This window comes from Pseudomonas sp. CIP-10 (assembly GCF_020911845.1).
Lineage (GTDB): Bacteria > Pseudomonadota > Gammaproteobacteria > Pseudomonadales > Pseudomonadaceae > Aquipseudomonas > Aquipseudomonas alloputida.
On the sequence record NZ_CP087160.1, the window covers coordinates 5,947,036 to 5,965,859 of the forward strand.

Genomic DNA, 18,824 nt, shown 5'->3' on the forward strand with positions numbered 1-18,824 from the left:
CAGTCCCACCGGAGAACAACAATGCTGACGATCTATTCCGATGACCACCGCCTGCACCACGGCCGCTGCGAGCTGATCGATGGCAAGCTGATGCCCTGTTTCGAAATGCCTTCGCGCGCCGACCATGTGCTCGACCAAGTGAAAACCCGCAACCTCGGCGACATCCAGGGCCCGACCGACTTCGGCCGTGCGCCGCTGTTGCGCGTCCACAGCGCCGATTACCTGGATTTCTTCGAAGGCGCCTGGGCGCGCTGGGCTGCACTGGGCCAAGAGGGTGACCTGCTGCCCTTCACCTGGCCAGCCCGCACACTGCGCCAGGTCAAGCCGACCGGCCTGCATGGCGAACTGGGTTACTACAGCTTCGATGCCGGCGCCCCCATCGCCGCGGGTACCTGGCAGGCGGCCTATAGTGCTGCACAAGTTGCCCTGACCGCCCAGGCAGCGATTCAGCAAGGCGCCCATGCGGCGTTCGCCCTGTGCCGTCCGCCAGGGCACCACGCTGCCGGCGAAGTGATGGGCGGCTACTGCTATCTGAATAACGCCGCCATCGCTGCCCAGGCCTTCCTCGACCAAGGCCGACGCAAGGTCGCCATTCTTGACGTCGACTACCACCACGGCAACGGTACCCAGGACATCTTCTACAGCCGCGATGACGTGTTCTTCGCCTCGATACACGGCGACCCGCAGGACGAATTCCCGTTCTTCCTCGGCTATGCCGATGAAACAGGCGAAGGCGCAGGCCAGGGCTACAACATCAACTACCCCTTGCCGGCCGGTAGCGACTGGGCCGCCTGGAGCGCAGCCCTGGAGGATGCCTGCAAGCGCATCGCCAGCTATGACGCCGACGTGCTGGTCATCTCACTGGGTGTGGACACCTTCAAGGACGACCCCATCTCGCAGTTCAAGCTGGACAGCCCGGACTACCTGGAAATGGGCAAGCGCATCGGCCAACTCGGCAAGCCGACCCTGTTCGTGATGGAAGGCGGCTACGCTGTGGAGGAAATCGGCATCAACGCGGTCAATGTGCTGGAAGGCTTCCAGCGCGCCCAGCCAGGAGCCCGATAATGGTCCGACTCAAACGTCTGCTCGCCCCGTTCATCGCTGCCACCCTGTTCGCGGGCGCCCTGAATGCGCAAGCCGAGCAGCGCACCCTGCGTGTATATAACTGGTTCGATTACATCACCCCGCAGACCTTGACTGCCTTCCAGAAGGACAGCGGCGTGAAGCTGGTGTACGACATCTTCGACACCAATGAGGCGCTGGAAGCCAAGCTGCTAACCGGCAACTCCGGCTATGACGTGGTAGTACCGTCCAACGTGTTCCTCGCCAAGCAGATCGAAGCGGGGGTGTTCCAGCCGCTGGATCGCAGCAAGCTGCCGAACTGGCAACACCTGGACCCGGCACTGATGAAGCTGATCGAGGCTAACGACCCGGGCAATAAGTTTGCCGTGCCGTATATGTACGGCACCGTGCTGATTGGCTTCAACCCGGCCAAGGTCAAGGCTGCACTCGGCGACAACGCGCCGGTGGACAGCTGGGACCTGATCTTCAAGGAAGAGAACATCGCCAAGCTCAAGCAGTGCGGCGTGGCCCTGCTCGACTCGCCGTCGGAGATTCTACCGCTGGCCCTGCAGTACCTGGGCTTGCCGCCGAACAGCGACAAACCGGCTGACTACAAGAAGGCCGAGGAGCTGATGCTGAAGATTCGTCCGCATATCACCTACTTCCACTCCTCGAAGTACATGGCAGACATCGCCAATGGCGACATCTGTGTGGCAGTGGGCTACAGCGGCAGCTTCTCGCAGGCAGCCAACCGCGCCCGTGAGGCAAACAACGGCGTGGTGGTGGACATGCGCCTGCCCAAGGAAGGCGCGCCGATCTGGTTCGACATGCTGGCGATTCCAAAGGGCGCTGCGAACCCGGAGGATGCGCATACGTTCATCAATTACCTGCTGCGGCCAGAGGTGATTGCGCCGATCAGCGACTTCGTGGGGTATCCGAACCCGAACAAGGATGCGACCGACAAGGTGAATCCGACGATTCGCAACAACCCCAACCTGTATCCGACGGCAGAGGCGATGGCCAAGCTGTATACCCTCAAGCCTTTGACGCGAGATGCCGAACGGGCCAGAACCCGCGCCTGGACGCGGATAAAGTCCGGTACCTGATGTTGAACCGGGGGCTGCTTTGCAGCCCCACTCATTTTTTCCAGACTTTGCGTAGTTTCATCAAGGCCTCGGCAATCTCGCCCTCCGGCACTGCCGCAAAGCCCAGCACCAGCCCTGCCCGCTTATCCACAGGCACCTCGCAGTCCGCCAACCAGAAATTGCTCAGTGGTGTCACTTCCACCCCCACCGCCTCAGCCTTGGCCACCAACTCCTGCTCCCGAGCAAAGTTATCCACATCGACCTTCACATGCAGCCCAGCCGCCACTTCCGGCATTGCGCCCAACCCCGGAATATCCACAAGCCAACCGGCCTTGAGCACATCGCGCCGCTTCAATGCCGCCTTGCGCATACGGCGGATATGCCGCTGAAAATGGCCACGGGCCATGAACTCGGCCATCACGCACTGGCTGCTGACCTCCGAATGCCGCACCGCCAACGCTTTGCCTTGGCTGAAAGCCTGCACCAGCTTCGACGGAAGCACCAGGTAGCCCAGGCGTAACGCCGGGAAGGCGATCTTGCCGAAGGTACCGACATACAGCACCCGCCCGTGCCGGTCGAGCGCTGCCAGCGGGGCCAGCGGTGCACCGCTGTAGCGATACTCGCCGTCGTAGTCGTCCTCGATGATCCAGCCGTCACTGCGTTCAGCCCAGGCCAGCAATGCCAGGCGACGTGCAAGGCTCATGGTCACCCCGGTCGGGTATTGGTGCGCAGGCGTGACATAGGTCAGTCGGCAATCCGTCAATTGTTCCAGCCGGCTGCAGTTCAGCCCGTCTTCATCCACAGGCACGCCACACACCCGGCCGCCCGCGAGCGTGAAGGCATGAGCGGCCGCCCGATAGCCTGGGTTTTCCACAGCCACACCGTCGCCCGGTTGCAGCAGCAACTGTGCACAAAGGCTGATGGCCTGCTGCGCACCGCTTGTGATCACAATTTGTTCAGCCGTACAGCTCAGCCCCCGCGAGCGGCGTAGATAGGCCGCTATCAGATCGCGCAAAGCCGGCTCGCCAGCGGGGTCACCATAGCCCAGTTGCGCAGGGGACGGGTTGCGCCAGAAACCCGCCTGTAGCTTGGCCCAGACGTCAAACGGGAACAGGTCGAACGCCGGAATGCCAACGCGAAAAGCACGCGGCGCACCGCTTCTGGGCGATGGCAAATGGTTGTTTTTCAGGCGCTGCAGAGGTGCGCTGAAAAGCCTCCCGCTGGATAAATCCTCAGTATTTTCTTCACGGAATGTGGATAACCCTGTTGATAAGCCCAGGGATAACCCTGTGGATACTTGTGTGGACAGTTTTGGCAGCCGGCTAACGTAGGTGCCATCACCGACCCGGCTTTCGATGAAGCCCTCGGCATACAGTTGATCGTAGGCGCGCACCACGCTGTTGCGTGAAAGCGCCAACATGGCAGCCAGGTCGCGCGTAGCCGGCAGGCGAGTACCACTGCTCAGGCGTCCATCCAGTACCCGCGCTCGCAACGCCTGATACAGCTGCTGGCTAAGCCCGCGGCTGCGATCCAAGGCGATCCCGGCAGGGTCGAAAGGCAAGATGAGGGGCGACTCGCGCATGATATTGGACCTATGAAAACAGGCATTAATGGATCTTACCCAGAACCAATAGCCTGCCTAGGATGGAACCATTCGACAAGGATCCCGCCATGTACAACAGTAAGCCGCACCAGGAACACGACCTCACCCGCTTACACCAGCACATGCTAGACACCCGCCTGGCCGTTCTGGTCAGCCAGGGCGAACAGGGCCTTCTGGCCACGCACCTACCGGTGCTGGTCGATACCGCCGAGGGCGATTTCGGCACCGTGTATGCCCACCTGGCCCGGGCCAACCGCCAATGGCAAGACCTTCAACACGGCGGCGAAGCACTGTTGGTATTCCCCGGCGCCGATGCCTATGTCAGCCCCGGTTTTTACCCAAGCAAGGCCGAAAACCCAAAGGTGGTGCCGACCTGGAACTACCTGGCGGTGCACGCTTATGGCCCGGCCGAAGTTATCCATGAGGCCGAGCCGCTACTGGCTATCGTAAGCCGCCTGACCGACCGCCATGAACAGGGTCGCAGCGAACCCTGGAAAGTCACCGATGCCCCTGCCGACTACATCGAGGGCATGCTCCGCGCCATCGTCGGTATCCGTCTGCCCATCGCGCGCCTGCAAGGTGCGCGCAAGCTCAGCCAGAACCGCTCCGGGCACGACATCGATGGCGTGCGCGAGGGCCTGAGCGCCAGCCCCGATCAACGGGACAATCAACTCGCGGCGCACATGCGCCAACTCTGAAGGAATAGCCCATGCCCAACCTTACCCTGCGCCCTGTCACTGCCCAAGATCACGCGGCCTGGCACGCCCTGTGGCAGGCCTACTTGCACTTCTACGAGACCGAGCTGGCCGATGCCGTCAGCCTGAGCACCTGGCAACGCCTGCTCGACCCCAGCGAGCCAACCCATTCGACACTGGCCTGGGTCGACGGCAAGGCGGTGGGGATGGTCAACTTCATCTACCATCGCTCCAACTGGAGCATCGAGAATTCCTGCTACCTGCAGGACCTATATGTGGACAGCACGCAACGTGGCCTGGGCATTGGTCGACAGTTGATCGAGCACGTCTACACCACTGCCAAAGCCGACAACTGCATCAAGGTGCACTGGCTGACCCACGAAACCAACGCCACCGCCATCAGCCTGTACCAGCAGGTTGCCGAGCGCTCGGGCTTCATCCAATTCCGCAAAGGCTTGTAGGCCGAACATGACAGACGCATTGAACTGGAAACCCGCCGCAACCCCCAAGGCCGAGCCCATTGAAGGCCGCTTCATCCGCCTGGAGAAGCTCGATCCAGGGCGCCATGGCGAAGACCTCTGGGAAGTGCTGCAGGGTCCGGCTTCCGATCCGGTGCTGTGGGACTACCTGCCGTACGGCCCGTTCGCCGAACGTGCCGCCTTTGACCGCTGGCTGGAAGGCAACGCTGCTAGCCGCGACCCGCTTTTCTACACCGTCATCGACCGCGCCAGCGGCCAGGCCCAAGGCATCCTCAGCCTGATGTCGATCGTGCCTGACCATGGTCGGATCGAGATCGGCCACATTGCCTTCGGCGCCGCCATGCAGCGTACGCCCAAGGGTACCGAGGCGGTGTACCTGCTGGGCAAGCTGGGCTTCGCGCTGGGTAATCGACGGCTGGAGTGGAAGTGCAATAACGCCAATGCCCGTTCCAAACGTGCGGCAGAGCGATTCGGCTTCGTCTACGAAGGGGTGTTCCGCAAGCACTTGGTGGTGAAAGACCATAACCGCGATACGGCGTGGTATTCGATTACCGATGATGAATGGCCGGCGGTGGCTGCCGGGTTTGAGCGGTGGTTGAGTGAAGAGAACCAGCAACCGGGTGGCCAGGTGGAAAGCCTTGAGGTGTGCCGCAGAGGTTGAGCGGTGTGCTGAATCAGCTGGCCTCTTCGCGGGTGAACCGCCCCTACAGGGATGCGCGTTGTGAGGTTCGGGTCTACCCGCGCAGAGGCTAGTGATTCCGGCACAAAAAAAGGGGAGCATCCGCCCCCCAGAGGTTAACCAGTTGTAGATGAGGGCTTAAATCAGCCCTCGATCTCGATCAGGATCTCACCTGGCGTCACGCGATCACCCTTGGCCACATGGATGGCCACGACCTTGCCTGCGATGGCCGCCTGCACTTCGGTTTCCATCTTCATGGCTTCGGTGATCAAGACCGCCTGGCCGGCCTTGACCATGTCACCTTCCTTGACCAGCACATCAACGATGTTCCCCGGCATGGTGGTGCTTACGTGGCCAGGGTCAGTAGCCTGCTTGCGCTTGCTGCCGCCACCGCTGACGAACTCGTTGAGTGGCTCGAAGACCACTTCCTCCGGCATGCCGTCGATCGACAGATAGAAGTGACGCTTGCCTTCGGCCTTCACGCCCACACCGGTGATGTCGACGCGGTAGGTTTCGCCGTGTACGTCGATGACGAACTCGGTCGGCACGCCTTCACCGCCTGGGGCAGCCACGGCACCGGCTTCCGGAATCGGCAGCAGAACTTCAGGCGTCAAGGTGCCAGCTTCGCGTTCTTCGAGGAACTTGCGGCCAATGTCCGGGAACATGGCAAAGGTCAGCACGTCTTCTTCGCAACGGGCCAGGGCACCGATGTCGCTACGCAACTTGGCCATTTCCGGCTTCAGCAGGTCAGCCGGGCGCACATCGATCACTTCTTCGCTGCCGATAGCCTGGCGACGCAGTTGCTCGTTGACCACACCCGGAGCCTTGCCATAGCCACCTTGCAGGTACAGCTTCACCTCATTGGTGATGGTCTTGTAGCGCTCACCCGCCAGCACGTTGAAGAAGGCCTGGGTGCCGACGATCTGCGAGGTCGGGGTGACCAGCGGCGGGAAGCCGAGGTCTTCACGCACACGCGGGATTTCGGCCAGCACTTCGTTCATGCGGTTGAGGGCGCCCTGCTCCTTGAGCTGGTTGGCCAGGTTGGAAATCATGCCGCCCGGTACCTGGTTCACCTGCACCCGGGTGTCCACCGCGGTGAACTCGCTTTCGAACTGGTGGTACTTCTTGCGCACGGCGTAGAAGTACAAGCCGATCTCCTGCAGAAGCTCCAGGTCCAGGCCGGTGTCGAACTCGCTGCCCTTGAGCGCAGCAACCATCGACTCGGTACCCGGATGGCTGGTGCCCCAGGCGAAGCTGGAGATGGCGGTATCGATGTGGTCCGCGCCATTTTCCACAGCTTTGAGCTGGCACATGGCAGCCAGGCCGGCGGTATCGTGAGAGTGGATGAACACCGGCAGCGACTGTTCAGCCTTCAGCGCCTTGACCAGCTCGCCAGTGGCGAACGGGGTCAACAGGCCAGCCATGTCCTTGATCGCCACCGAGTCGCAACCCATGGCTTCCATCTGCTTGGCCTGGTTCACGAAGGCTTCGATGGTGTGTACCGGGCTGGTGGTGTAAGCGATAGTGCCCTGGGCGTGCTTACCGGCGGCCTTGACCGCTTCGATGGCCACGCGCAGGTTACGCACGTCGTTCATGGCGTCGAAAATGCGGAACACATCGATGCCGTTGACCGCCGCCTTGGCGACGAAGGCCTTGACCACGTCGTCGCTGTAGTGGCGGTAGCCCAACAGGTTCTGGCCGCGCAGCAGCATTTGCAAACGGGTGTTTGGCAGCGCTGCGCGCAGCTTGCGCAGGCGCTCCCACGGGTCTTCCTTGAGGAAGCGCACGCAGGCGTCGAAGGTGGCACCACCCCAGACTTCCAGCGACCAGTAGCCAACCTTGTCGAGCTTGTCGCAGATCGGCAGCATGTCTTCGGTACGCATGCGGGTAGCCAGCAGGGACTGGTGAGCGTCGCGCAGGATCGTGTCGGTTACGTGAATTTTCTTGGACATTATAGGGTTCCTCACAGGCCTGCGTGGGCGGCGATGGCGGCGGCGATGGCCAGGGCCAGCTCTTCGGGTTTGCGCTTGATCGAGTAGTTGGTCAATTCAGGGTGGCTTTCGACAAAGCTGGTATTGAACTGGCCGCTACGGAATTCCGGATTGCGCAGGATTTCCTGGTAGTACGCGGCGGTGGTCTTCACCCCTTGCACGCGCATGTCATCCAGGGCCCGCAGGCCGCGGTCCATGGCTTCTTCCCAGGTCAACGCCCACACCACCAGTTTCAGGCACATGGAGTCGTAGAACGGTGGAATGGTATAGCCGGTGTAGATCGCCGTGTCGGTGCGCACGCCCGGGCCGCCGGGGGCGTAGTAACGGGTGATCTTGCCGAAGCTGGGCAGGAAGTTGTTTTTCGGGTCTTCAGCATTGATACGGAACTGCAGGGCGTAGCCGCGGTGCTGAATGTCTTCCTGCTTGACCGACAGTGGCAGCCCCGAGGCGATGCGGATCTGCTCACGCACGATGTCGATACCGGTGATTTCCTCGGTAATGGTGTGTTCCACCTGCACCCGGGTGTTCATTTCCATGAAGTACACTTCGCCATCGGCGAGCAGGAACTCCACGGTACCGGCGTTCTCGTAATTCACCGCTTTGGCCGCACGCACCGCCAGGTCGCCGATGTAGGCGCGCTGCTCAGGAGTGAGCTGTGGGCTCGGGGCAATTTCGATGAGCTTCTGGTTACGGCGCTGGATAGAGCAGTCGCGCTCGAACAGGTGCACTACGTTACCGAAGCTGTCACCGAGAATTTGCGCCTCGATGTGCTTCGGGTTGACGATGCATTTCTCCAGGAACACTTCGGCCGAACCGAATGCCTTGGTCGCCTCGGAAATGACCCGCGGGAAGTTCTGTTCCAGTTCTTCGCGGCTATTGCAACGGCGAATACCACGGCCGCCACCACCGGAGGTAGCCTTGAGCATCACCGGATAACCGATGCGATCACCTTCGCTCAGGGCTTCATGAATATCGGCAACGTTGCCTTCGGTGCCCGGGGTTACCGGCACACCGGCGGCGATCATGGTGCGGCGCGCTTCGGTCTTGTCGCCCATACGGCGAATCACGTCGGCGGCCGGGCCGATGAACTTGATCCCGCGCTCGGCGCAAATTTCTGCCAGTTCAGCGTTTTCCGAAAGGAAACCATAGCCCGGGTGCAGGGCATCACAGCCGGTTTCCACAGCCAGGTTCACCAGCTTGCGCGGGTTGAGGTAACCGGCCAGCGGCTCGGCACCGATGCTGTGTGCTTCGTCAGCGCGCTTGACGTGCAAGGCATGCCGGTCGGCGTCGGAAAAGATCGCTACCGAGCGAATGCCCATCTCGGCGCAAGCACGCACGATCCGAACTGCGATTTCACCTCGGTTGGCGATCAGGATTTTTTTTATCACTGGAGTCTTCCCAAAGCCGTAGGAACAGTCGAGCCGGTTCTACCGGTCGGCGCGTGACCAGACGATGCTGGCCAGTCGCGTATTCACCCTAGCGCTGTAGGTCGATAAACAAAAATCAATATTTGTTAGAGGCTGTATTAGCAAAAGCTTATAGTTGGGTAACAAGGTGTTGCCGAAGAGCAGATTAAAATGCGTAAGTCCTTGATGCGTATGACATTGCGTCAACTCCAGATCTTCAATGAGGTGTGCGATTTGCGGTCGTACAGCCGTGCTGCGGAGGAGATGGCGCTGACGCAACCCGCCGTTAGTCTACAGATCCGTCAGCTTGAAGAGCTGATCGGTCAGCCATTGTTCGAGTACGTGGGCAAGAAGCTCTACCTGACCGAGGCGGCCGAGGCCCTGCAGCGCGCCAGCCACGATATCTTCGGGCGCCTGGAGAGCCTGGACATGCAGCTGTCGGACATGCAGGGCTCACTGCAGGGTCAGTTGAAACTGGCGATCGAGTCCAGTGCCAAGTACTTCGTGCCACACCTGTTCGCCGCCTTCAAGCAGCGTCACCCGGAAGTCAACCTGACCCTGACGGTAGTCAACCGTGCCCAAGCCATCCGCCGCCTTTCCGATAACCGCGACGACCTGATCATCATGTCGATGGTGCCGCAAGACATGGGCCTGGAGTTTCTGCCGTTCCTCAACAACCCGATCGTTGCGGTTGCGCCGCCACAGCACCCGCTGTGCAAGCTGGACCAGTTGCGCATGCAGGACCTGGAGCCTCATACGCTGCTGGTCCGCGAGCAAGGTTCGGGAACACGCAAGGCGTGCGAAGAGTACTTCAAGGACAAGCGTGTGCATTTCGCCCAAACGCTTGAAGTAGCCTCGGCCGACGCCCAGCGCGAATGCGTGATCGCCGGGCTGGGGATCGCCCTGTTGACCCGTCACGCAGTCAACCTGGAGCTGGCCACCGGGATGCTGAAGGAATTACCGGTCGAGGAGCTACCGCTGTACCGTAGCTGGTGCGTGGTGCAGGCCAAGGCCAAGCGGCAGTCGCCGGTGGCCTTGGCGTTTCTTGCATTCATCCGCGGTGAACGTGCATTGATCAGCGCGCTTGTTGAACGTTTTTCGGGGAAACTGCCGCCGACGACTGCCATACCGTGAGTGCTTGCAGCTCGGGGTAGTCCGCCAGGTCGCGGAGCAGTTGACGTTGGTCGCAATAGCTCTCGATCGCGCGGCGGTATTCCATGCGACGCTGATCTTTTTCCTGCTGCTTGCGAGCCTTGGCGTTGGGTTGGTACGTACCGTCGAAGTCACGAGCCATTGCCTGTCTCCCAGATAGTATGCGGGAGTTTCAGACTGGCCTTGATGGTTTACCGTTTGGCGGTGGAATGGTGACAGAATCGTGAATTTTCACTGCCTGTACCGGCCTCTTCGCGGGCTTACCCGCTCCCACAGGAATTGCACCGATTTATAGAGGAGCACAGTACCTGTGGGAGCGGGCAAGCCCGCGAAGAGGCCAGTGCAGGTTGAATTCAGTCGTCGGTAGCCTTGATCGACTTGGGCGACAGACGCAAGCTGCGCAAGCTGCGTTTCACGCTCTTCAGGTGGTTGACCAGGCTAGGCCCGCGCGCCATGGCAACGCCCATGGCCAGCACGTCGATCACCACCAGGTGGGCAATACGCGAGGTCAGTGGGGTGTAGATCTCGGTGTCTTCATGCACGTCGATCGCCAGGTTGACCGTCGATAGCTCGGCCAGCGGCGTCTGGCTGGGGCACAGGGTAATCAGGTTGGCGCCGCTCTCACGGACCAGGTTGGCAGTGATCAGCAGGTCCTTGGAACGGCCCGATTGGGAAATACACACCGCCACATCACCCGGTTTCAGGGTAACCGCCGACATCGCTTGCATGTGGGGGTCGGAATACGCTGCCGCGCTGAGCAGCAGGCGGAAGAACTTGTGCTGGGCATCGGCCGCAACGGCACCGGACGCGCCAAAGCCATAAAACTCTACCCGTTGCGCCTGGGCCATGGCGCTCACGGCTTGTTGCAGCGCCTGCGGATCAAGGTGCTCGCGCACTTCCATCAGGGTGTGCAGGGTGGTGTCGAAGATCTTCAGACTGTAGTCGGCGACCGAATCGTCTTCGTGGATGGCGAACTGACCGAAGCTGGCCCCGGCAGCCAGGCTTTGCGCCAGCTTCAGCTTCAGGTCCTGGAAGCCCGAGCAGCCAATGGCCCGGCAGAAACGCACGATGGTCGGCTCACTGATACCCACGCTGTGCGCCAAATCGGCCATGGAGCTGTGCATGACGGCAGCCGGGTCGAGCAGCACGTGGTCGGCCACTTTCAGTTCCGATTTGCGCAGCAGGTGGCGCGATTGGGCGATATGTTGCAACAGATTCACAGGCTGGACTCGGTTATGATCGGCGTGCCGGGTTGTAGCTTTCTTGTAGTTATACTACATGGACGCCAACCCGCCCAGTTAAACGAACGTGGAGAGTGGTGGTTTGACTATTCCTTGCGACATTCTGGTCTTCGGCGGCACCGGTGATCTGGCCCTGCACAAATTACTTCCGGCGCTCTACCACCTGTTTCGCGAGGCCCGTCTGAACCCTGCCGTGCGGGTCATCGCACTGGCCAGACGCAACCTGCCACGCATCGACTATCTGAAGCTCGCCGAACGCCATTGTCGGGCACAGATTGCCCGCAGCGACTTCGACGAAGAGGTATGGCGGCGGTTTTCCGCACGGGTCGACTACTTCCCGATGGATGCTTCACAGAGCGCCGACTTCGGCCGCCTGGCACGCTACCTGGGCGAACCCGGTGGGCTGACGCGCATCTTCTACCTGGCCACCGCTCCCAACCTGTTCGTGCCGATTGCCAACCACCTGCGCATTGCCGGACTGGCCGACACCGAAGCGCGCATCGTGCTGGAAAAACCGATCGGCCATTCGCTGGGATCGGCCACAGCCATCAATGAAGCCATTGGCACGGTGTTCGAAGAAAGACAGGTGTTCCGCATCGACCACTACCTGGGCAAGGAAACCGTGCAGAACCTGATGGCCCTGCGTTTTGCCAATGCCCTGCTGGAGCCGGTGTGGCGCAACAACCAGGTCGACCATGTCCAGATCAGCGTTTGCGAGACACTGGGCGTAGAAAACCGCGGTGCCTACTACGATCGCGCCGGGGCTATTCGCGACATGCTGCAGAACCACCTGCTGCAACTGCTGTGCCTGGTGGCCATGGAGCCACCCGCGCAATTCGAGGCAGAAGCGGTACGCGACGAAAAGGTGAAAATCCTGCGCGCCCTCAAGCCGATCACCGGCCAGGATGTGCAGGACAAGACGGTACGTGGCCAGTATGGTGCCGGGCGTATCGGCGGCCAGGAAGTGCCGGCCTACTACTTTGAAAAGGACGTCGACAACGACAGCGATACCGAAACTTTCGTTGCCATCGAGGCGCACATCGACAACTGGCGCTGGGCGGGCGTGCCTTTCTATCTGCGCACCGGCAAACGCATGGCGCGGCGCGCTTCGCAGATCGTCATCCAGTTCAAGCCAGTGCCTCACGAACTGTTCAGCGGCGGCCAGGTCAACCAGTTACTGATACAGCTGCAACCGGACGAACGCATCAGCCTTCGCATGATGACCAAGAGCCCAGGCAAAGGCATGCGCCTGGAACCCGTGGACCTGGACCTTAATCTGGCCCAGGTGTTCAGCCAGACTCGCCGCTGGGAAGCCTACGAGCGTCTGCTGCTGGATGTGCTCGAAGGTGATTCGACGCTGTTCATGCGCCGCGATGAAGTGGAAGCAGCCTGGGCCTGGGTAGATCCAATCATCAAGGGCTGTGAAGAGCACTTTCAGGCGCCCCGCCCCTACCCGGCTGGCAGTTTCGGGCCCGAGCAAGCCAACAGCCTGCTCGCCAGGCATGGCAGGCACTGGCATGGCTGAATGACCTGCGCGATGGCGCGACCTTTAATCTGAAACAGCAGCAGATGAAATTCGAAGGTGCGAAATCCATAACGGGAAGGCCTTCGACTAACGATGCCTCAGCCAGCTTGCGCAGGCCGTGACCTGGCCCCGGACCGATGAGCGGGATGCCGCCAGGTGAATATTCATACAGTAGATATTTGCCCCTTACCCGGCATCGCCCTAGAATGGCCCGATGCGCACAGACGACCTCTCTCTCCTGCTGAATTCCCTCAACGATGCCCAACGCCAGGCCGTAGCGGCCACGCTCGGGCGTCAACTGGTGCTTGCCGGCGCCGGTTCCGGTAAAACCCGCGTGCTGGTACACCGCATCGCCTGGCTGATCCAGGTCGAGCAGGCATCGCCGCACTCGATCCTGTCGGTGACGTTCACCAACAAGGCCGCAGCAGAAATGCGCCAGCGGATCGAGCAACTGTTGGGCATCAACCCGGCAGGCATGTGGGTCGGCACCTTCCACGGCCTGGCCCATCGCCTGTTGCGGGCCCACTGGCAGGAAGCGCGGCTGGTGCAGAACTTCCAGATCCTCGACAGCGACGACCAGCAGCGCCTGATCAAGCGGGTCATGCGCGAGTTGGGCCTGGACGAGCAGAAGTGGCCGGCACGCCAGGCCCAGTGGTTCATCAATGGGCAGAAAGACGAAGGCCTGCGCCCGCAGCATATCCAGGCGGGGGGCGACCTGTTCCTGGCGACCATGCGCGAGGTCTATACGGCCTACGAGCAGGCGTGCGAGCGCGCCGGTGTCATCGATTTCTCCGAGCTGCTGCTTCGCGCCCTGGACCTGTGGCGTGACCATCCGGGCCTGCTGGAGCACTATCAACGACGCTTCCGCCACGTGCTGGTGGACGAGTTCCAGGATACCAACGCCGTGCAGTACGCCTGGTTGCGCCTGCTGGCACGCGGTGGCGACAGCCTGATGGCGGTAGGCGATGACGACCAGTCGATCTACGGCTGGCGCGGCGCCAAGATCGAAAACATCCACCAGTACACCGCCGACTTCCCCGACGCCGAAATGATCCGCCTGGAGCAGAACTACCGCTCCACCGGCGGCATCCTCAAGGCGGCCAACGCGCTGATCGCCAACAACAGCGGGCGCCTGGGCAAGGAACTGTGGACCGACATGGGCGAAGGCGAACCACTGACCCTGTACGCGGCCTACAATGAGCACGACGAAGCGCGCTATGTCGTGGAAACCATCGAGAGCCTGGTCAAGCAGGGCAATGCGCGCAACGAGATCGCCATCCTGTACCGCTCCAACGCCCAGTCGCGCGTGCTGGAAGAGGCCCTGCTGCGCGAGCGCATCCCCTACCGCATCTATGGCGGCCAGCGCTTCTTCGAGCGCGCCGAAATCAAGAATGCCATGGCTTACCTGCGCCTGATCGAAGGGCGTGGCAACGATGCCGCTCTGGAGCGGGTGATCAACGTGCCGCCGCGCGGTATTGGCGAAAAAACCGTCGAAGCCATCCGCGAGCACGCCCGTCACAGCCAGCTGTCCATGTGGGAGGCCATGTGCCAGCTGCTCGCCGCCAAGGCCCTGAAGGGCCGCGCCGCCAGTGCTCTGGGGGCCTTTATCGAGCTGATCGAGGGGCTGGCTGCCAAGGTTGTGGACATGCCGCTGCATACCATGACCCAGACCACCATCGAACAGTCCGGCCTGATCACCTATCACCAGGAAGAAAAGGGTGAAAAGGGCCAGGCACGGGTAGAAAACCTTGAGGAACTGGTCAGTGCGGCACGCAACTTCGAGTCCACCGACGAAGACGCCGACCTGTCTCCGCTCTCGGCCTTCCTTGGCCACGCCTCACTCGAAGCTGGCGATACTCAGGCTGACGAGCATGAAGACAGCATCCAGCTGATGACCCTGCACAGCGCCAAAGGCCTGGAGTTCCCCTATGTGTTCCTGGTGGGCATGGAAGAAGGCTTGTTCCCGCACAAGATGAGCCTGGAAGAACCCGGCCGCCTGGAAGAGGAACGACGCCTGGCCTATGTAGGCATCACCCGCGCCATGCGCCAGCTGGTCATGACCTACGCCGAAACACGCCGCCTTTATGGCAGCGAGACGTATAACAAGGTGTCGCGTTTCGTGCGTGAAATTCCGGCCGGCCTGGTTCAGGAAGTACGCCTGTCCAACAGTGTCAGCCGCCCGTTCGGCGGGGCCAAGACGGCCACCAACAGCAACCTGTTCGCCAATGCCAGCATTCCGCAGACCGCGTTCAACCTTGGCCAGCGTGTGCAGCATGCAGTATTCGGCGAAGGCGTAATCCTCAACTTCGAGGGTTCTGGCGCTCAGGCGCGGGTACAGGTGAATTTTGCCGAAGGTAGCAAATGGCTGATGCTGGGGTATGCCAAGCTCGAGGCTGTCTAAAGCCCACAAGGGCCGGGCCTGCCAACTTTGTAACATCAGGCAAAAGCTCGAAACACTATGTCGCTGGTCATGTGCCCGGGAACCTGTGCACCATGACGCGCGTGCAATCCACAACAGGGGATATCCCACTTATGCAACGTTTTCTTAGCATCGCACTGGCGCTCTGCGTCGGCCTGACGCTGAGCCTGGACGCCAGCGCCAAGCGTTTCGGCGGCGGCAAGAGCTCGGGCTCCGCGCCTATCCACCAGACCCGCCAGGCTACGCCAACCACGCCTGCTGCCGCGCCGACCGCACCTGGCCGTGCACCGGCTGCCGCCAGCGGTGCTTCGCGCTGGTTGGGCCCTCTGGCCGGCCTCGCCGCCGGTGGCCTGCTGGCTTCCATGTTCATGGGCGACGGTTTCGAAGGCTTCCAGATCATGGACTTCCTGATCGTGGCGCTCATCGCCTTCCTCGTGTTCCGCTTCATCGCCGCGCGCCGCCGCCAGCAGCAGCCACAAATGGCCATGCCAGGCCATGCGCCGATGCAGCGTGAGGCTCACGCGCAGCCTGCCCAGCCTTCGATTTTCGGTGGTTCGGCCGCACCTGCTGCCGCAGCCGCACCGGTGATCAACGCCCCGGCCTGGTTCAACGAGCAGAGCTTCCTGGCGGCAGCCCGTAACCACTTCCAGTCGCTGCAGCAGCACTGGGATGCCAATGAAATGGACAAGATCAGCGAGTTCGTTACCCCGCAAATGCTTGAGTTCCTCAAGCGTGAGCGTGCTGAACTGGGTGATGGCTTCCAGTCTACCTACATCGATAACCTGGAAGTGCAACTGGACGGTGTCGATGACCGCGCCGACCGCACCGACGCGACCCTGACCTTCCGTGGCGTGTCGAAGAATTCGCGCTTCGACCAGGGCGAAGTGTTCAGCGAAAGCTGGCACATGGTTCGCGCCCAAGGCGAGAACCAGCCTTGGCTGGTAGCCGGTATCCGTCAAAACGGCTAATCGCTGCGTGCTAAACAGAGAACCCCGGGCTTGCCCGGGGTTTTTGCTTTTGCCAAAGTGGGCTACTAGGGTATAAGGCGCAGCGTTGTCATCTAGGTCAGAGGAAGTGAACCGTGGAAGAAGTGATCGAACAACTCCGTGAAGCGAATGAGCCAGTACCAGTGCCCCTGGAGCTTCCCGATGAAGACCAGCTGGTAGAGATCGAAGAACAGCTGTTCATCAATATTCCATTCGTGTTCAAAGAGTTTCTGCTGACCGTAAGTGATGTGGTTTACGGCTCCCTTGAGCCTGTTACCGTCACTGATCCGCAGTCGCACACCTACCTGCCAGATGTGGCCTCCAACGCCTGGGATGCCGGCGTACCGCGTGACCTGATTCCGCTGTGCCAGGACGGCGACAATTACTATTGCGTCGAAGAGGACGGCACCGTGGTGCTGTGGGATGCCGAAGAGGAAATTGTCGGCGAAGACAGTTGGGAATCGGTGTGGCACTGGGCGCGAGATGTTTGGCTGGAGAGCTGATCGCTAGCACCTATAGAGAAGCTCGCGATCTGAGTCAGTAACAATGACGTTTCAGCGCCTCAAGGTCGTTAAAATCGCCAGGCTTTTTGCGCCTGGCGACATCGCTATAACCCCATCTCCTCGGGCGGGCGAGATACCTTGCCCAGGGCGTAACCCCCTCAGTGCGAGTTCTCGCGACTGTTCTCCAGCGTCTCCAGCAACGCGATCTGCATGCGCGTGTGCACGCGGATAAACCAGCGCCACAACAACGCCACCACCACCGCAGCTACCACGGCAATCACCAGCAGCAGTTCGCTGGTGGGCAGAATGCTGGCGGACAATGCCGACAGCAGCAGGAAAATCACCAGCAACGACAACAGCGGGATCACTTCGGCGATCACACGGCGCACGCGCTGGGTATGTCGCCCGGCCATTTCCGGCTTCACGCCCATCTCTGCCAGCAGCATCGAGAGTGCCTTTAGCTTGCGGTACGCGGCGATCAGGAATGGCAGTGACAGCAACAAAGCAGCCCCCCATATGACGGCCTTCTGCTGGCTGACATCGCTGACCCACTCACTGAGCCAATTGCCGATACGCCCTGCAAAGTAGCCGCCACTGAAGAAAATGGCGATCACCAGCGCCAGGTTCACCCCAACCTGCAACAGAATGCGCCGGATCATCGCCGCCAGCATGGCACTCTCGCCCTGCGGCTGGATGTTGCGTAACCACTCGCCATACAACGACAACACGCGTGCGAGGCGGGCGGGCACCACATTGCCCAGTTTCTGCGACAACGGGTCAGCCGCGCGGATGAGGTAGGGTGTCAGCAACGTGGTGATTGCCGATACCGCCACCGCCACCGGGTAAAGGAAGTCGCTGGTCACCTGCAGGGTCATGCCCAGCGCGGCAATGATGAAGGAGAACTCGCCGATCTGCGAAAGCCCCATGCCCACACGCAAAGACGTACGCCCGTCATTGCCGGCAATGAACGCCCCCATGCCGCAAGACAGCATTTTGCCCAGCACCACCGCCAGAGTGATGACAACGATAGGCCAGGCATAGTCGATCAGTACCTGAGGGTCGATCATCAGGCCGATGGCGACGAAGAAGATGGCACTGAACAGGTCGCGTACAGGCTCGATCAGGCGTTCGATCTTCAGCAACTGGCGTGATTCGGCCATGATTGCGCCAATCAGGAAAGCGCCTAGCACCATGCTGTACTCCAGCTTCACAACCAGCAGGCAGAAGCCGAAACACAGGCCCAGAACAGTGATCAGCAACATTTCGTTGCTTTCGAACTTGGCGACATAGGCCAGTAACCGCGGTACCAGCAAAATACCGATGACCAAGGCGACGATCATGAACAGCGACAGCTTGCCGACAGTGGAGAACACTTCGCCCGAGCTGACCGTGCCGCTGACCGCGATGCCCGACAGCAGGGCAATGATACCGATACCCAGAATGTCCTCGACGATCAGTACGCCGAAGATCAGCTGGGCAAAGCGCTCGTTCTTCATCTTCAAGTCGTTGAGCGCCTTGACGATGATGGTGGTGGAGGAAATGGCCAGGATGGCGCCCAGGAACAGTGAATCCATGGTGTTCCAGCCAAACCAGCGGCCAATCTCGAAACCGATCCAGATCATCAGGACGATTTCCAGGAACGCTGCGATAAACGCCGTGGCACCAACCTTGAACAGCTTGCGCAAGCTGAACTCGAGCCCCAGGCAGAACATCAGGAAGATCACCCCCAGTTCGGCGAGGGTCTTGATGGTGTCTTCGTCATGAATCAGGCCGAACGGCGGAGTGTGCGGGCCAATGATGAAGCCGGCGACAATGTAGCCCAGCACCACCGGCTGCTTGAAACGGTGAAAAAGAATGGTGACCACGCCAGCGACCAGCATGATGACTGCCAGGTCCTGGATGAAGCTGATGGCATGCATGGCGTGATACTCCTTTTCTCGTCTTGTGAATGCCTGGGCAGACCGCTCCTCTGCCGAGGCAAACCTGAGCGAGCAGCAA

The 18,824-nt window shown here is 61.0% G+C and carries 16 protein-coding genes; 10 read left to right on the forward strand and 6 right to left on the reverse strand.

Features of this window, described 5'->3' with window-relative positions; translation table 11 throughout:
- Positions 1-21 precede the first annotated feature (21 nt).
- Both LMH93_RS26775 and LMH93_RS26780 read left to right on the forward strand, forming a co-directional pair.
- A complete protein-coding gene (locus LMH93_RS26775) occupies positions 22-1,065 on the forward strand; it encodes a histone deacetylase family protein (protein ID WP_230064754.1) in 1,044 nt (347 codons plus the stop codon).
- Positions 1,065-2,168, forward strand: a complete 1,104-nt coding sequence (locus LMH93_RS26780) for a polyamine ABC transporter substrate-binding protein (protein ID WP_019752811.1) — start codon at positions 1,065-1,067, stop codon at positions 2,166-2,168. Before LMH93_RS26775 ends, LMH93_RS26780 begins: the two co-directional genes overlap by 1 nt.
- 31 nt (positions 2,169-2,199) lie before the next feature.
- On the opposite strand, the gene pdxR is transcribed toward LMH93_RS26780, so the two are convergent.
- A complete protein-coding gene (pdxR, locus tag LMH93_RS26785; RefSeq protein WP_230064755.1) occupies positions 2,200-3,729 on the reverse strand; it encodes a MocR-like pyridoxine biosynthesis transcription factor PdxR in 1,530 nt (509 codons plus the stop codon).
- A gap of 89 nt (positions 3,730-3,818) precedes the next feature.
- Here pdxR and LMH93_RS26790 point away from each other — a divergent pair, with 89 nt between their 5' ends.
- The 3 genes from LMH93_RS26790 to LMH93_RS26800 are packed head-to-tail and all read left to right on the forward strand — an operon-like array spanning position 3,819 to position 5,585.
- Positions 3,819-4,448 (forward strand): FMN-binding negative transcriptional regulator, encoded by a 630-nt coding sequence (locus tag LMH93_RS26790; protein ID WP_003253288.1) that lies wholly within the window; start codon positions 3,819-3,821, stop codon positions 4,446-4,448.
- Positions 4,449-4,459: 11 nt separating this feature from the next.
- Positions 4,460-4,906 carry a GNAT family N-acetyltransferase gene (locus LMH93_RS26795; RefSeq protein ID WP_012054127.1) on the forward strand — a complete coding sequence of 149 codons (447 nt, stop codon included), beginning with the start codon at positions 4,460-4,462 and terminating at the stop codon, positions 4,904-4,906.
- A 7-nt stretch (positions 4,907-4,913) separates the two neighbouring features.
- Entirely contained in the window at positions 4,914-5,585 is a 672-nt protein-coding gene (locus LMH93_RS26800; RefSeq protein ID WP_230064756.1) for a GNAT family N-acetyltransferase, read from the forward strand.
- A gap of 161 nt (positions 5,586-5,746) precedes the next feature.
- On the opposite strand, the gene oadA is transcribed toward LMH93_RS26800, so the two are convergent.
- Positions 5,747-7,555 (reverse strand): sodium-extruding oxaloacetate decarboxylase subunit alpha, encoded by a 1,809-nt coding sequence (oadA, locus tag LMH93_RS26805; RefSeq protein ID WP_003253282.1) that lies wholly within the window; start codon positions 7,553-7,555, stop codon positions 5,747-5,749.
- An 11-nt stretch (positions 7,556-7,566) separates the two neighbouring features.
- Positions 7,567-8,982, reverse strand: coding sequence for an acetyl-CoA carboxylase biotin carboxylase subunit (locus LMH93_RS26810; protein WP_003253279.1), 1,416 nt, complete (start codon positions 8,980-8,982; stop codon positions 7,567-7,569).
- 189 nt (positions 8,983-9,171) lie between these two features.
- Here LMH93_RS26810 and LMH93_RS26815 point away from each other — a divergent pair, with 189 nt between their 5' ends.
- The gene (locus LMH93_RS26815; protein ID WP_003253277.1) at positions 9,172-10,134 is read left to right on the forward strand and encodes a LysR family transcriptional regulator; all 963 of its coding nucleotides are present in this window, start codon (positions 9,172-9,174) and stop codon (positions 10,132-10,134) included.
- Here LMH93_RS26815 and LMH93_RS26820 read toward each other — a convergent pair.
- Positions 10,076-10,294, reverse strand: coding sequence for a PA3496 family putative envelope integrity protein (locus LMH93_RS26820; protein ID WP_003253275.1), 219 nt, complete (start codon positions 10,292-10,294; stop codon positions 10,076-10,078). The genes LMH93_RS26815 and LMH93_RS26820 overlap by 59 nt on opposite strands.
- Positions 10,295-10,505: 211 nt before the next feature.
- On the reverse strand, positions 10,506-11,372 hold the full coding sequence (gene hexR / locus LMH93_RS26825; protein ID WP_003253273.1) for a transcriptional regulator HexR: 867 nt from the start codon (positions 11,370-11,372) through the stop codon (positions 10,506-10,508).
- Positions 11,373-11,475: 103 nt separating this feature from the next.
- On the opposite strand from hexR, the gene zwf reads away from it, so the two are divergent.
- The 4 genes from zwf (at position 11,476) to LMH93_RS26845 (ending at position 16,826) form a co-directional block, all read left to right on the forward strand.
- Positions 11,476-12,918 (forward strand): glucose-6-phosphate dehydrogenase, encoded by a 1,443-nt coding sequence (gene zwf, locus LMH93_RS26830; protein ID WP_180689061.1) that lies wholly within the window; start codon positions 11,476-11,478, stop codon positions 12,916-12,918.
- A 214-nt stretch (positions 12,919-13,132) separates the two neighbouring features.
- The gene (uvrD, locus tag LMH93_RS26835; RefSeq protein WP_004575197.1) at positions 13,133-15,319 is read left to right on the forward strand and encodes a DNA helicase II; all 2,187 of its coding nucleotides are present in this window, start codon (positions 13,133-13,135) and stop codon (positions 15,317-15,319) included.
- Positions 15,320-15,450: 131 nt separating this feature from the next.
- Positions 15,451-16,305, forward strand: coding sequence for a Tim44 domain-containing protein (locus tag LMH93_RS26840; protein WP_003253268.1), 855 nt, complete (start codon positions 15,451-15,453; stop codon positions 16,303-16,305).
- Positions 16,306-16,418: 113 nt separating this feature from the next.
- Positions 16,419-16,826: an SMI1/KNR4 family protein gene (locus LMH93_RS26845; protein WP_003253266.1), complete on the forward strand. Its 408-nt coding sequence runs from the start codon at positions 16,419-16,421 to the stop codon at positions 16,824-16,826.
- A 158-nt stretch (positions 16,827-16,984) separates the two neighbouring features.
- Here the strand turns inward: LMH93_RS26845 and LMH93_RS26850 are convergent, their stop codons facing one another.
- Entirely contained in the window at positions 16,985-18,745 is a 1,761-nt protein-coding gene (locus LMH93_RS26850) for a cation:proton antiporter (protein WP_004575196.1), read from the reverse strand.
- Positions 18,746-18,824: the final 79 nt, after the last annotated feature.

Excerpts from the sequence above, each read along its gene's own strand:
- LMH93_RS26775 (WP_230064754.1), top strand. The coding sequence starts at position 22 with ATGCTGACGATCTATTCCGATGACCACCGCCTGCACCACGGCCGCTGC.
- LMH93_RS26780 (WP_019752811.1), top strand. The coding sequence starts at position 1,065 with ATGGTCCGACTCAAACGTCTGCTCGCCCCGTTCATCGCTGCCACCCTG.
- pdxR (WP_230064755.1), bottom strand. The coding sequence starts at position 3,729 with ATGCGCGAGTCGCCCCTCATCTTGCCTTTCGACCCTGCCGGGATCGCC.
- LMH93_RS26790 (WP_003253288.1), top strand. The coding sequence starts at position 3,819 with ATGTACAACAGTAAGCCGCACCAGGAACACGACCTCACCCGCTTACAC.
- LMH93_RS26795 (WP_012054127.1), top strand. The coding sequence starts at position 4,460 with ATGCCCAACCTTACCCTGCGCCCTGTCACTGCCCAAGATCACGCGGCC.
- LMH93_RS26800 (WP_230064756.1), top strand. The coding sequence starts at position 4,914 with ATGACAGACGCATTGAACTGGAAACCCGCCGCAACCCCCAAGGCCGAG.
- oadA (WP_003253282.1), bottom strand. The coding sequence starts at position 7,555 with ATGTCCAAGAAAATTCACGTAACCGACACGATCCTGCGCGACGCTCAC.
- LMH93_RS26815 (WP_003253277.1), top strand. The coding sequence starts at position 9,172 with ATGCGTAAGTCCTTGATGCGTATGACATTGCGTCAACTCCAGATCTTC.
- LMH93_RS26820 (WP_003253275.1), bottom strand. The coding sequence starts at position 10,294 with ATGGCTCGTGACTTCGACGGTACGTACCAACCCAACGCCAAGGCTCGC.
- uvrD (WP_004575197.1), top strand. The coding sequence starts at position 13,133 with ATGCGCACAGACGACCTCTCTCTCCTGCTGAATTCCCTCAACGATGCC.
- LMH93_RS26840 (WP_003253268.1), top strand. The coding sequence starts at position 15,451 with ATGCAACGTTTTCTTAGCATCGCACTGGCGCTCTGCGTCGGCCTGACG.
- LMH93_RS26850 (WP_004575196.1), bottom strand. The coding sequence starts at position 18,745 with ATGCATGCCATCAGCTTCATCCAGGACCTGGCAGTCATCATGCTGGTC.